Raw genomic sequence first — 12,677 nt, 5'->3', positions numbered from 1 at the left:
TATTTGCGATTACTTCCGTTTTTTCTTGTTTTTCTTCATTTGCTTGGCCATTTTATTCATGCTGCGGCGCATGAGAAATTCTCCCGCTTTCCCTTTGAGGCCACCGCCAAAAAGTTGGCTCATATCTGGCGTGCCTGCTCCGCCTAGGGCAGATAAATCTGGCATACCTCCTTGGCCCATCATACCTTCTAAAGCTGACGTATCTGGCATGCCGCCTGGCATATTTTTAGGCAGATTGTTAGGATTGAGCCCCATCTGTTTCATCATTTTGTTCATATCTCCAGATAGGACGCCCTGCATCATCTGTTTGGCTTGGTTAAAGTCCTTGATAAACTTATTGACTTCGACAAAGCTGTTACCAGACCCAGCCGCAATCCGACGGCGACGGCTTGGGTTAAGCAGGTCTGGATTTTCCCGCTCGGCTGGTGTCATAGAGGATACGATGGCACGTTTACGGGCAATTTCTTTTTCATCTACTTTGATATTTTTGAGAGCAGGATTATTGGCCATACCTGGCAGCATCTTGAGCAATTCTTCCATAGGCCCCATATTCTGAACTTGGTCCAGTTGGTCGATGAAATCATTGAAATCAAAGGTATTTTCCCGCATTTTTTCAGCCATTTCAAGAGACTTTTTCTCATCGTACTCTTGAGCGGCCTTTTCAATCAGGGTCAGCATATCCCCCATACCGAGGATACGACCAGACATACGGTCTGGGTGGAAGGTCTCGATATCGGTGATCTTTTCACCGGTACCAGTAAACTTGATTGGTTTGCCGGTAATATGACGGACGGACAGTGCCGCACCACCACGAGTATCCCCATCAATTTTGGTCAGGATAACCCCGGTCACTTCGAGTTGATTGTTAAATTCACGAGCTACATTTGCTGCTTCCTGACCAATCATGGCATCGACAACCAGCAGAATTTCATTTGGCTGTGCTAAAGCTTTGACATCAGCTAGCTCCTGCATGAGTTTTTCATCAATTTGTAGACGACCAGCCGTATCAATCAGGACATAGTCGTTGTGATTAGCCTTGGCTTGCTCCAAACCTTGACGTACAATCTCTACTGCTGGGAACTCAGTACCCAAGGCAAAGACTGGCACATCAATCTGTTGCCCCAGTGTCTTCAGCTGATCAATAGCTGCTGGACGGTAGATATCCGCCGCAATCATCAAAGGACGAGCATTTTCTTCTTTCTTGAGTTTATTGGCCAATTTACCCGCAAAGGTTGTTTTACCAGCCCCTTGCAAACCGACCATCATGATAACAGTCGGAATCTTTGGTGACTTGATAATCTCGGCAGTATCAGAACCCAGAATGGCTGTTAGCTCTTCGTCTACGATTTTGATGATCTGTTGAGCTGGATTAAGCGTGTCAATAACTTCGTGTCCGATAGCTCGCTCACGAATCTTTTTTATAAAGTCTTTAACAACAGGCAGGGCAACGTCAGCCTCCAAGAGAGCAAGACGAATCTCCTTGGTCGCTTCCTGGATATCACTCTCAGAAATTTTCCCCTTTCTGCGTAGGTTTTTAAAGACGTTCTGTAAGCGTTCAGTTAAATTTTCAAAAGCCATAAATATTTCTCCTCTTAATTATCAAATGATGGAAATGGACAGGTTTCTATCCGTTTTATTCTCGGTTATCAATGCTGGACAAAACCGCAAGCTGCTCCTGCAAATAGGGATCGTCAGGGTATTTCTCCATAATCTGATCGAAAATCTGACTTCTGACGATATAGTCAGAGTACATGTGCAGTTTCATTTCGTAGTCTTCAAGAATTTTCTCTGTCCGCTTGATATTGTCATAGACAGCTTGACGGCTCACGTTAAACTCCTCGGCAATCTCAGCAAGGCTGTAGTCATCCGCATAGTAGAGCTCAATATAGTTCATTTGCTTGTCGGTCAGCAAAGCTGCATAAAACTCAAACAGAGCGTTCATTCGATTTGTTTTTTCAATTTCCATAAGGAATATTATACCAAATAATCCCTTTAAACTCCACTCTTTCGGTATGTTTGAAAATAGAGAATTATAAAAAAACTGCCGATCGACAGTTTTTTTATAACATAATTTAAGTTATGCAATTATTTGTTTTCTAAATAGAATTCAAAGCGTTCGCCGACATACTGGCTTTTTACATACTCAAAGGCTGTTCCATCGTCAAAATAAGAAACTTGTGTTAGGCCTAAAATAGCATGACCACGGGGAATTCCTAGGTATTTAGCGATTTTTTCTTTGGCCAAACGGGCGTAAATGGTCTGTTGGGACTTGCCTATTTTATAGCCGTGCTCTTGTAAGGTCTGGAAGAAATGGCTGGTCACTTCTTCTTTTTTGAAATTCTTTATAAATTTCTCTGGAATCGAGGCAACTTCATAGACCACGGGGATATCATCAGCGTAGCGAACCCGTTCCATGCGGATGATGTTCTCTGTCTTATGGATGCCGAGCTTTTCGACTTCTCGCTCGCTTGGCAGTGTCCGACGGTAGGAAATCAGCTGGCTGGACGGTATTTTTCCTTGAGACTTCATAATTTCTGTAAAACTAGTCGTTCCACGCATTTTTTCCTGAACGCGTGTGCTTGCGACATAAGTCCCGCTACCGACTCGACGCTCTAGCACCCCTTCCTCCACCAGAAGCGTAATAGCTTGACGCAAGGTCATTCTGCTGACCTCGAAAGTTTCAGCAAGATCACGTTCGCTTGGCAAACGCTCGCCAATCTCCCAAATACCCTCGTCAATATCTTTTTTTATTTGATCATGTATTTTCACATAAGCAGGTAACATCAATAGCCCTCTTTTCTGATTTTAAGCAGCTTTTTCCTACATTTATTGTATTATCAATTAGTTTAAAAGTCAAACTAAATATCAATCAATGTAGGAAAATCCTATTTTATTATCAATTCTTAGAGCAAAGGTCCTTACTTTTCAGTTATTTTTACTTGCAGCTAGTCCTATTACCTTGGAAAAATTCGATTTTTGTGATAAAATGATGGGAAAAAGATTACTTCTTTTAAGAAAGGGAAAAGATGACAACTACAACTGAATTGCAAGATGTTGAAAAAATCATCGTGCTTGATTACGGCAGCCAGTACAACCAGCTGATTTCGCGCCGCATCCGTGAAATTGGTGTATTTTCTGAACTCAAGAGCCACAAGATCACAGCGGATGAAGTTCGTGCTATCCATCCTGTCGGGATTATCCTTTCAGGTGGACCTAACTCAGTTTACGAGGAAGGTTCATTTGATATTGATCCAGAAATCTTTGAGTTGGGTATTCCAATTTTGGGGATTTGCTATGGTATGCAGCTTTTGACTCATAAATTGGGCGGGAAGGTGGTGCCAGCAGGTGATGCCGGCAATCGTGAATATGGTCAATCAAAACTAACACATACTACTTCTCCTCTCTTTGAAAGCACACCAGAAGATCAGCTTGTCCTGATGAGCCACGGTGATGCGGTGACGGAGATCCCTGCAGACTTTGTCCGCACTGCTACATCTGCAGACTGTCCTTTTGCATCTATTGAAAATCCTGACAAGAAAATCTACGGAATGCAATTCCACCCTGAGGTTCGTCATTCTGAGTACGGTTACGATATTCTGCGCAATTTTGCTCTCAATATCTGTGGCGCTAAGGGCGACTGGTCTATGGATAACTTCATCGATATGCAGATTCAAAAAATCCGTGAAACAGTCGGTGACAAGCGTGTCCTACTCGGCCTATCAGGTGGTGTTGACTCTTCTGTCGTAGGTGTCCTCTTGCAGAAAGCTATCGGCGATCAATTGATCTGTATCTTTGTAGATCACGGTCTTTTGCGCAAAGGCGAAGCTGATCAAGTTATGGAGATGCTGGGTGGCAAATTTGGTCTCAACATCGTTAAAGCGGACGCAGCGAAGCGTTTCCTTGACAAACTTGCCAGCGTTTCGGATCCAGAGCAAAAACGTAAAATCATCGGAAACGAGTTTGTCTATGTCTTTGACGATGAAGCCAGCAAGCTGAAAGATGTGAAATTCTTGGCTCAAGGTACACTTTATACTGACGTTATCGAATCTGGTACTGACACTGCTCAAACTATCAAGTCTCACCACAATGTTGGCGGTCTGCCAGAAGATATGCAGTTTGAGTTGATTGAACCTCTAAATACACTTTACAAGGATGAAGTACGCGCTTTGGGTACAGAGCTTGGTATGCCTGATGAAATTGTCTGGCGCCAGCCATTCCCAGGTCCTGGTCTTGCTATCCGTGTCATGGGTGAAATCACAGAGGAGAAATTGGAAACCGTCCGCGAGTCAGACGCTATTCTCCGCGAAGAAATCGCCAAAGCTGGTCTTGACCGCGACATCTGGCAATACTTCACTGTCAACACTGGCGTTCGTTCAGTAGGTGTCATGGGCGATGGCCGGACTTACGACTACACAATTGCCATTCGCGCTATCACTTCTATCGATGGTATGACAGCTGACTTTGCCAAGATCCCTTGGGAAGTTCTGCAAAAAATCTCTGTCCGTATTGTCAACGAAGTAGATCACGTTAATCGTATCGTCTACGATATCACCAGTAAACCACCTGCAACTGTGGAGTGGGAGTAAGAAATATGCAAAAACCAGCTAGAATCTAGCTGGTTTTTTAGTTATATTTTAAAGACAGTCTTATTGACCTAGCAGGCCCTTAAAGAAATTGACGATTGCATTCCAGATATTGCTAAAGAAATTACCGCCATCTTCAAAAAGTCCGTTTGCATCAAAGTTAAGGTTGATATTATTGAATGTGTCACCAGCCTTTGAAACAATACTGTTTTTTAAGTCGGTGAGTGTCTTTGTGAAATCAGAATTTGTGATGACTCCACTGTTTGAAAGATTGACTGCAAAGTTAATAATCAGATTAATTTGGTCGGCTGTGACCGAACTGTTGAGACCGTAGTTTTTCAGTGTTTCTTCAACGATTTTACGGACATCAGCTTCTGTCAAGTTGCTGTTATTCTTTTTAGCATTGGCAACAGCTGTTTTTATATCTGTCAGAGCCACATTCAGCTTATCAGCATCGTAACCTTCTTTGCCTTGGTTCTCGGCGTTGATATTTGAAAGTGCGGCTAATTCTTCCTGAGCCAAGTCTTTATTTTCCTGAGGAACGCTCGCTCCATTTTCCTCCAGCGAGTAATAAATACCAGCTAGGGCGCTTTCTCCAGTTACAGGGATCGGTGCTGCTACTGTAATTTCTGCATGCTGCACGCCTAAGGTGACTGCCGCATTGCGATACATATCCTCTGTAACCTTGGTGATGTTTTGCGGCGTGACAATCTTAACTTGAAGCGGCTTCTTGTTGCCCAACTTCTTAATCTTAACAGAAGAATAAAGCTGCAAACTAGGATCATTTGCCACATTCATAATCTTTGAATAGACATCAGGTGTCATTGTCTTCAGAGGTTTAGAATCACTCGATGCATTGTAGCCTAAGAGCTGAAGCGTTTGCTCTTTTTGACTGTCATCCAAGGAATAGCCCAAGACATACTCAGGCTGAACATAGGTTTCGTCAATGACTTTTTGGACGTTTGTGTCAGCCGTTGCTGTGGATACGGTAAAGAGCGTAGCTAGAAAAGCTCCTGCCGTTAGTAATGTTTTCTTAAATTTCATTTTACTCCTCAATCTATCTCTAAACAATAAGGTTTTAGAGAAGCTTCGATTATAATCAGCGGATTGCGCTGTCACATTAAATTAGGAAAGGAAAACTTTCCATAGAACAAAATAGTATAAAATGCTTAAAGTTTTCTTATAGACAAAGAATAGCTTGCTTTCTTAAAATCATTTGCCCCAAAGAAAATCAATCAATAATCTATCGACTTCTGGATTTTCATGCAGCTGGCTATGCTGAGCCAGAGGGCCGGTCACTCTTTTTTCCTGATAGGACTTGGCATTGTCGATTACAAGATACTTGAGACTGCGAGAAGAAACGTTTAAGACGGAACCATCCGATTGATTTTTAAAATCTCCATAGATATTAAGCACATCCACTTGATCTTGCGGATAAATTTCGCGCAAGCCCAGAAGTTTTTGATAGCTATCACTCATGGCACTAGGTTGCCCCGTTTTGGAATCTAGAATGGTCAAATTATCTGGTAGATCCATGCCCTCCAAACCATTGACATGATTGGCAATATTTACCTGCTTTTGTAGTTGTGGAAGTTCTTCATTTTGAGCATGCTCCAATAGGTAAAATAAAATAGACATATTTCCCATAGAATGTGCGACAAAATTCATCTTTTTAAATCCATATCTTGCTTGCAACTCTCTGACAACTGCTGCTGCATATTCTCCGTCCTGAGCATAATCGGGATTTCGATTGTCTTTGAACTCAACCATGACAATTGGATTGATAGCATCTTTTGGTATATCTCCTTTAAAGGTTACTTGAGCATGACTATCAACTGTAGCTGTGATGATGGTTTGAGTAACTCCAGCTTGCCTAGCTGCCTCTACCATATGCTTTTCAGCATTAGTACTTGAGCCATAACCATGGAAAAATAATGTCGGAGTCCTTGATTGAATATAGTCACTACTATTTACCTCTCTTGTTTGTAGCTTGGACCCTAGAAATAAAGTGATAAGAACAATAAACAGAAAAGTTGAGAGTGCGATGATAGACCGTTTTCTCATTTTCTACCTCCTATCTTGTATAGACTAGTATTATAACCATAACATTTCTGGTATTTGTAGACAAATAAAGAAAAATGATTCAATTTAATTCATATCAACCTATTTAAAACGAATTTTATTGAATGAATACGTATTATAACGAATTGAGGAAACTGTTTGAACTATTTATTTTAATTAAAACGAAATAAAGTAGGTTTGCGGGAGTTCCTGGTTAGGTCAGCTTGTCGTCATACCTTATCTTATAAAGCTTTTTGGCTTTTTGCGTGTACTGCCTGATGAAATCAGTTTTAGCTTCTGTATAGGCATCACGATTGTGCTCGTACTTTTTCCATAAGGTTAATTTTAACTTCTCGTAGTCCTTAGCGACATCTGGATGATCTTTCAGATAGTCTCGGAAATAGAGTTCATCATGGTCTCCATAGTACCGCAAATGCAAGTGAAAAACTCGTTCAGCAAAACCTTGCAGTGTATAGCCCTTGTTAAAAGACATGCGGCCTTCTGACTCTGACATAAGCAGGTAGCCATGCTCCAGCAATTCTCTCTTGATGCTATCCATATCTTCAGTTCGAGGAATTTCTAAGAGAATATCAATAATCGGCTTAGCCCATATCCCCTCAATAGATGTGGAACCAATATGATGCATTTTATACAACTGATTTGCTGGCAAAAAACTTTGTATTCTTCTGCTTTCCTCCACATACCAAGTTGACAAGTCCTTATTGTGCGCCTCTAAGAAAATCGGGAATAGCTGCCATAATTCTTCTAAAGACATATCTTCTAGGTTTTTGGCCATGTGCCTTCTCCTTTCTTTATAGAAAATAAGCATCAAAGTAAAGACTGAGTATCTTATCCCAGTCTTCTTTTTATTACCAATAAAGCAAGCCATAAGTCAGTAAAACACTGATCATGCTAAAGAGTGAACCAATCAGATAGTATTCTGCAAAAGACTGGCTTTCAGAAATTTTATTATAGCGAGCGATAGACTTAGCCGTGAAGACCAGACCAATCGCTGTGAATTGCCCGAAAATAAGGGAAAGTCCCATAATCAAGCGCTCCAAAATCCCAATCATGGCTCCAGCCCCCGCAATAGTCTCCCCACTGTTTTCTCCTGCCTGATACTTGCTGAAGAAGAGTTTAAAGAGGATATTGACTGGCTTGCCAGTAAGGGCGAAGAAAAAGAGAGCCTGCAGCATGAGGTAGCGCTCAGACAGCCAATTAGGAGCTGGAATTTGCTGCTGTCCTAAGAGAAAATAAAGAGCAAAAACGCTTATCAAATGCAAGAGCTGATCCAGTAAAAAGGCTGACTTTTGAGCTTGGCGACGGACAATCAAAGAATTCAGCTTATACTTCAAGAGGTCAATAAGCGCATGGCTGACCCAGACCAAGGCGAAAAATAGCAGATACTTAGGTAAGATGAGCCCCAAGAACAACAAGGGTAGCAAAACAATCCCCAAATGGCGAATTAAGAAATTCATCCGCCGGCTTTTGAGGTCGGCCATTTTCTGACTTTGAAGCTGAAAATCAGCTAGCACATGAGCTAGCAAAGTCAATACAAGAATCGGATTCTGCATGAAAAATTCTGAAAATCCCATAAAATTTGTCATTGTTCAGCCTCCTTTGCGGCCTGTAAAATCATTTTCATAGCTAAACGGCGATTTCTCAGATAGACCTTCAGTCCAGACGACTTCAGCCGCTTACTAAGCGCACTGGGACTAATCTGCAGCAGCTCTGCCATTTCCCCGTGAGAAAAATTTTCATCATAGATATATTCCATGAGCATCCGCTCGAGTACCTCTCTCTGGCTAGCATTCCACTTGCTCTGGATAAAGGACGCAGCCGCCAGCACTGTATTAACTGCCTGACTGAGCTCGTCATCGCCTAAGGATACCGCCAAGCGACTGCTACCATAATCATTTTTCTCATGGACTGCGTTAATAGCTGCGCGTGCCCTCCAGTAGGCTGGACCGTCAGAACCAATACTTTGCTCGCGATTGATCTCGGTCACAATCTCACCCAGACCAAGGCCAAAGCGAATCGGGTGAGGAAATCCTAAGGCAATCTGATCAATGAGCCGCATGACTTCAGTATTAGGGCGCAACAAAGCCTGAAACTCATCTCCAGTCGTAATGGTAAAAGGCGACACCAGATAATCCTGATAATCCTGATTTAGCACCGCCATCATGTCCTGCAGATCCTTCTGCGCCTGCTTACGGTTTTTTAGCTGTTTGGACTCAATCAAATCTCCAATAAGAGCAATATAAAGCATATCTGACCAAACCTCCTTTAAGTCCATTATAAAGGAAAATTTAAAAAATGTCCATTTAAACGGCAACTTTTTGGAATATCCATTGTAAAGGAAAGACTATTTCTTCTTTTTAGATCCTGGTAAGGCAGGGTAGACAGCCTCAATCAGACTACAGAGAAAGGCAGCATCTTCTACTTCTTTTATATGAAGCATTGGCTTTGCACCTGGATAAGGGGACTCATAAAGCGGATTTTCAAAAAAATCCATAGCTGGCTGGATCGGCTTGAGCAGCAAGCGATTGTCATAAATCCCGCCGAATAAGCGCCCCCGATAATAGAGCAAATATTCTCCCATCATCTTTCGAAAGCTAATTTCTTGGCCTAAGCCTTGCAGCTGCTTCAGGATAAAATCCAAATATTCTTGACTAGATGCCATCGAACCACCTCCATGCATTGATACTTTATTATAACAGAAATGGATGAAGATTGCTGATGATCCTTCTTCAATCTGCAGTCTATCTATTCTACAATAAGCAAAAAAGCTAGACCTTAGGAGTCTAACTTTTATTTCTTATTTTTTTAAAAGTCCTTCCTTGACCAGAAAGTCACGCGCGACAGCTTCCGCTTTTTTACCTTCAATGCCAACTTGATAATTCATCTGACTCATCTGGCTTTCCGTAATTTTGCCAGCCAGTTTATTGAGAATACCTTCCAATTCTGGATGTTTTTCTAGCAATTCAGCCTTCATGAGAGGTGCCCCTTGATAAGGAGGGAAAAGGTGCTTATCGTCTTCTAAAACTTGTAAATCATAACGCGCAAGTTCTGCGTCAGTCGAATAGGCATCCGTGATTTGAATATCACCCGACTGGATAGCTTGGTAGCGAAGAGCTGGCTCCATGGTCGCTACATTAAGATTAAGGCCATATAGAGATTGCAAACCCTTGTTTCCATCTTTACGGTCGTTAAATTCTAGGGTAAAGCCCGCTTTTAGCTTTTCTTGGACTGCCTTAAGGTCAGAAATCGTTTTAAGATTATATTCTTTGGCGATAGTCTTTGGAACTGCAATTGCATAGGTATTCTGATAGGCCATGTGATTGAGCAAGGCTAGATTGTCCTGTTTTTTGATTCCATCACGCGCTGCTTTAAAGACTTCTTCAGCATCATTGCTGACCTTTGGAGCAGGCTGCAAGAGAGTTCCAGTAATCGTACCTGTAAACTCAGGATAGATATCAATATCGCCTTTTTTCAGAGCTTGATAAAGGAAGTCGGTCTTCCCGAAATTGGGTTTGACTGTCACAGTCATATCCGTATTTTCCTCGATGAGGAGTTTATACATATTCATGAGAATTTCTGGCTCTGGCCCCAATTTCCCAGCAATAACCAGATTATCCTTGCTGTGTTTCGGTAGCAAACTTGGCGTGTAAGAAGCGCCTAGTCCGAGGATTAAGATCGCAAAAGCTGCAAAAACCGTCCGAAGCTTGGCCTTTTCCATCCATTTAAGGAGACTGTTGAAAAGAATTGCCAAAACTGCGGATGAAATTGCTCCAATCAAGATCAGACTGGCATTGCGACGATCAATTCCTAGAAGGATAAAAGAACCTAGTCCACCAGCTCCGACGAGGGCTGCTAGAGTTGCTGTTCCGATAATCATAACCGTTGCTGTCCGAATTCCAGAAACGATGACGGGCATAGCTAGAGGCAGTTCAAACTTTTTGAGTCGTTCCCACTTGGTCATCCCAAAGGCGATTCCAGCTTCTTCTAAACTAGGATCAATCCCATTCAAAGCCGTGACAGTATTTTCTAAAATCGGGAAAATAGCGTAAATCACCAGAGCAGTCAGTGCCGGCAGTGTACCAATCCCCATGAGGGGGATAAAGAGTCCCAGCAAGGCCATTGAAGGAATGGTTTGAAAGATTCCCGCAATTTGCAGCACCCAATTGGCTACTTTTCTATGACTATGTAGATAGATAGCAAGCGGAATGGTCAGGAAGATAGCCACTAGTAAGGTCAGAAGAGACAGCTGGAGGTGTTGTCCTAAGGCTGCCAACCATTCGCCAAAGCGCTCCTGAAAGGTAGAAATCAAATTAGCCATGTTGCACACCTCCAAACAAATCTGCTACGAAGCTGGTTGCAGGTGCAGATAAGATTTCCTCAGGTGTCGCCACTTGACGAATCTCCCCGTCCTGCAGAACAGCAATCCGATTTCCCAACTTTAAAGCCTCATCCGTGTCATGGGTCACAAAGATTGTTGTCATTCCAAACTCTTTATGCAATTCTTTCGTCAGAACCTGTAGCTGTTTTCTCGAAATAGCATCCAAGGCTGAAAAAGGTTCATCCATGAGGAGAATCTTAGGCTGACCAATCATAGCACGGACAATGCCCACCCGCTGCTGTTCTCCACCAGATAATTCACTAGGAAGTCGATGTCCATACTCAGCTACTGGTAAACCAACCTTAGCCAAAAGCTCTTCTGTTTTCTGAGCAATCTCTTCCTTAGTCCATCCCTTCATCTCAGGAATCAGGGCGATATTTTCTACCACTGTTAGATTGGGAAAGAGGGCAATCGCCTGTAATACATAACCAGTAGAAAGACGAAGTTCACGCTCATCATAGTCTTTGATGCGCTTGCCATCCATATAAATATTTCCATCAGTCGGTTCCAAAAGACGGTTAATCATCTTAATCATGGTCGTCTTACCGGACCCAGAAGGCCCAACTAAAACCATGAACTCTCCATCCTCAATCCGTAAGTTGACATCTCTCAAGACATCCTTTTCTGTATAGCGTAGCGCTACATTCTTGTATTCAATCATTGTTTTTCCTCATTTTTTACGATAACCTTGCCAAAAGACTGGCTACTTTCCAGATAAGCATGAGCATCCTGGATTTGCTCAATAGAAAATACTTTCTCAGGTCGTACATCCACCTGATAACGCTCCACAAAGTCCACCAAATCTTGTAGCTTGTTTTGAGAAACATTGCCAGAAGCAAAGGTAGTCAAGTAGAGATTACGGTAAAGCATCTCAATGGGATCAAAGTCTGGAATAGTCCACTGACCGCCCAGCAAGCCACAAGAACAGATCATACCACCATCTGCCGTTCGAGCAAATGTATTGAGAATGGCACTCGGACCAACAAGATCCAAGACCTTGTCAAACCGCTCTTCCGTTTGCAAGACGCCATCCTTGTCCAAAATCACCTGGTCAAATCCTACTTCCTTTAGTTGTTCTTCCTTAGCTAGACTACGGCAACTTCCCGCTAGATAAACATTTGGAAATTGCCCTTTGAGAAGTTTTGCAAAAGCAATCCCAACACCACTAGTCGCTGCCCGAACCAAAACTCGGTTTCCCTCCTTAATCTTGAGATTGATATAAGAGCCAAATGCTGTGTAGTAGGTTTCAGGCAGTGCGATTAAACTTTCCAAAGCAAGCTCTGTCCTCACAGGATAAACCTGTTCATCTGGTAGCAAAACATACTCAGCATAACCACCATCAAAAGCACGGCCCATTTCTCCCATGATGGAGATGACCTGCTGCCCGACCTGCAAATCGGGACGATTGGTCTCCTCTACAAGTCCCACACATTCAATTCCTAAAATCCGTGGAAATTGAACGGACGGCGATAGTCCTTGACGAGTAAAAATCTCACTATGGTTGATTCCAAATCCTTGTACCTTGACCAATGTCCAACCTTCTTTAACAGTCGGTTTTGGAACTTCCACAACCTGCAGAACTTCTGGTCCTCCAGCTTCCTTGACAAGCACAGCTTTCATCTTAGTATCTCCTT

13 protein-coding genes are annotated in these 12,677 nt (G+C 42.5%); 1 reads left to right on the top strand and 12 read right to left on the bottom strand.

The annotated features are described in order from the left end of the window. Window positions 1-9: 9 nt before the first annotated feature. The 3 genes from ffh to O3651_RS00690 all read right to left on the bottom strand — a co-directional run bounded on the left by ffh (window position 10) and on the right by O3651_RS00690 (window position 2,784). Window positions 10-1,578, bottom strand: coding sequence for a signal recognition particle protein (gene ffh / locus O3651_RS00700; protein WP_371609219.1), 1,569 nt, complete (start codon window positions 1,576-1,578; stop codon window positions 10-12). A 55-nt stretch (window positions 1,579-1,633) separates the two neighbouring features. Then, window positions 1,634-1,966, bottom strand: coding sequence for a putative DNA-binding protein (locus tag O3651_RS00695; RefSeq protein WP_005590307.1), 333 nt, complete (start codon window positions 1,964-1,966; stop codon window positions 1,634-1,636). A 119-nt stretch (window positions 1,967-2,085) separates the two neighbouring features. Beyond that, on the bottom strand, window positions 2,086-2,784 hold the full coding sequence (locus O3651_RS00690) for a GntR family transcriptional regulator (protein ID WP_045497347.1): 699 nt from the start codon (window positions 2,782-2,784) through the stop codon (window positions 2,086-2,088). Window positions 2,785-3,026: 242 nt separating this feature from the next. Between O3651_RS00690 and guaA the strand changes: the two genes are divergently transcribed. Next, a complete protein-coding gene (gene guaA / locus O3651_RS00685; RefSeq protein WP_371609218.1) occupies window positions 3,027-4,586 on the top strand; it encodes a glutamine-hydrolyzing GMP synthase in 1,560 nt (519 codons plus the stop codon). 60 nt (window positions 4,587-4,646) lie between these two features. On the opposite strand, the gene O3651_RS00680 is transcribed toward guaA, so the two are convergent. The 9 genes from O3651_RS00680 to O3651_RS00640 form a co-directional block, all read right to left on the bottom strand. Then, entirely contained in the window at window positions 4,647-5,627 is a 981-nt protein-coding gene (locus tag O3651_RS00680; RefSeq protein ID WP_371609217.1) for a DUF1002 domain-containing protein, read from the bottom strand. A gap of 168 nt (window positions 5,628-5,795) precedes the next feature. Further along, window positions 5,796-6,647, bottom strand: a complete 852-nt coding sequence (locus O3651_RS00675) for an alpha/beta hydrolase (RefSeq protein ID WP_371609216.1) — start codon at window positions 6,645-6,647, stop codon at window positions 5,796-5,798. Window positions 6,648-6,858: 211 nt separating this feature from the next. After that, a complete protein-coding gene (locus O3651_RS00670) occupies window positions 6,859-7,440 on the bottom strand; it encodes a GrpB family protein (RefSeq protein ID WP_371609215.1) in 582 nt (193 codons plus the stop codon). Between the two features lie 73 nt (window positions 7,441-7,513). Continuing rightward, window positions 7,514-8,251, bottom strand: coding sequence for a DUF3307 domain-containing protein (locus tag O3651_RS00665; RefSeq protein ID WP_371609214.1), 738 nt, complete (start codon window positions 8,249-8,251; stop codon window positions 7,514-7,516). Continuing rightward, a complete protein-coding gene (locus O3651_RS00660; protein ID WP_371609213.1) occupies window positions 8,248-8,913 on the bottom strand; it encodes a SatD family protein in 666 nt (221 codons plus the stop codon). Before O3651_RS00660 ends, O3651_RS00665 begins: the two co-directional genes overlap by 4 nt. Before the next feature lie 96 nt (window positions 8,914-9,009). Beyond that, on the bottom strand, window positions 9,010-9,327 hold the full coding sequence (locus O3651_RS00655; protein ID WP_371609212.1) for a TfoX/Sxy family protein: 318 nt from the start codon (window positions 9,325-9,327) through the stop codon (window positions 9,010-9,012). Between the two features lie 135 nt (window positions 9,328-9,462). Next, complete coding sequence (locus O3651_RS00650) at window positions 9,463-10,983, bottom strand: ABC transporter permease/substrate-binding protein (RefSeq protein ID WP_371609211.1); 1,521 nt, start codon at window positions 10,981-10,983, stop codon at window positions 9,463-9,465. Further along, window positions 10,976-11,704: an ATP-binding cassette domain-containing protein gene (locus O3651_RS00645; RefSeq protein WP_371609210.1), complete on the bottom strand. Its 729-nt coding sequence runs from the start codon at window positions 11,702-11,704 to the stop codon at window positions 10,976-10,978. The genes O3651_RS00650 and O3651_RS00645 overlap by 8 nt, the downstream gene beginning before the upstream one ends. Beyond that, on the bottom strand, window positions 11,701-12,663 hold the full coding sequence (locus O3651_RS00640; protein WP_371609209.1) for a zinc-binding dehydrogenase: 963 nt from the start codon (window positions 12,661-12,663) through the stop codon (window positions 11,701-11,703). Before O3651_RS00640 ends, O3651_RS00645 begins: the two co-directional genes overlap by 4 nt. Window positions 12,664-12,677 lie beyond the last annotated feature (14 nt).

The sequence above is a fragment of the Streptococcus sp. 27098_8_73 genome (assembly GCF_041432495.1).
Classification (GTDB): domain Bacteria; phylum Bacillota; class Bacilli; order Lactobacillales; family Streptococcaceae; genus Streptococcus.
The sequence above is the reverse complement of the archived record's forward strand: the minus strand, read 5'-3'. Positions and strand labels throughout refer to the sequence as shown.

Coding starts and splice junctions, on each gene's coding strand:
- O3651_RS00665 (WP_371609214.1), bottom strand. CDS start 8,251: ATGACAAATTTTATGGGATTTTCAGAATTTTTCATGCAGAATCCGATT.
- O3651_RS00695 (WP_005590307.1), bottom strand. CDS start 1,966: ATGGAAATTGAAAAAACAAATCGAATGAACGCTCTGTTTGAGTTTTAT.
- O3651_RS00670 (WP_371609215.1), bottom strand. CDS start 7,440: ATGGCCAAAAACCTAGAAGATATGTCTTTAGAAGAATTATGGCAGCTA.
- O3651_RS00660 (WP_371609213.1), bottom strand. CDS start 8,913: ATGCTTTATATTGCTCTTATTGGAGATTTGATTGAGTCCAAACAGCTA.
- O3651_RS00650 (WP_371609211.1), bottom strand. CDS start 10,983: ATGGCTAATTTGATTTCTACCTTTCAGGAGCGCTTTGGCGAATGGTTG.
- O3651_RS00680 (WP_371609217.1), bottom strand. CDS start 5,627: ATGAAATTTAAGAAAACATTACTAACGGCAGGAGCTTTTCTAGCTACG.
- ffh (WP_371609219.1), bottom strand. CDS start 1,578: ATGGCTTTTGAAAATTTAACTGAACGCTTACAGAACGTCTTTAAAAAC.
- guaA (WP_371609218.1), top strand. CDS start 3,027: ATGACAACTACAACTGAATTGCAAGATGTTGAAAAAATCATCGTGCTT.
- O3651_RS00690 (WP_045497347.1), bottom strand. CDS start 2,784: ATGTTACCTGCTTATGTGAAAATACATGATCAAATAAAAAAAGATATT.
- O3651_RS00655 (WP_371609212.1), bottom strand. CDS start 9,327: ATGGCATCTAGTCAAGAATATTTGGATTTTATCCTGAAGCAGCTGCAA.
- O3651_RS00640 (WP_371609209.1), bottom strand. CDS start 12,663: ATGAAAGCTGTGCTTGTCAAGGAAGCTGGAGGACCAGAAGTTCTGCAG.
- O3651_RS00645 (WP_371609210.1), bottom strand. CDS start 11,704: ATGATTGAATACAAGAATGTAGCGCTACGCTATACAGAAAAGGATGTC.
- O3651_RS00675 (WP_371609216.1), bottom strand. CDS start 6,647: ATGAGAAAACGGTCTATCATCGCACTCTCAACTTTTCTGTTTATTGTT.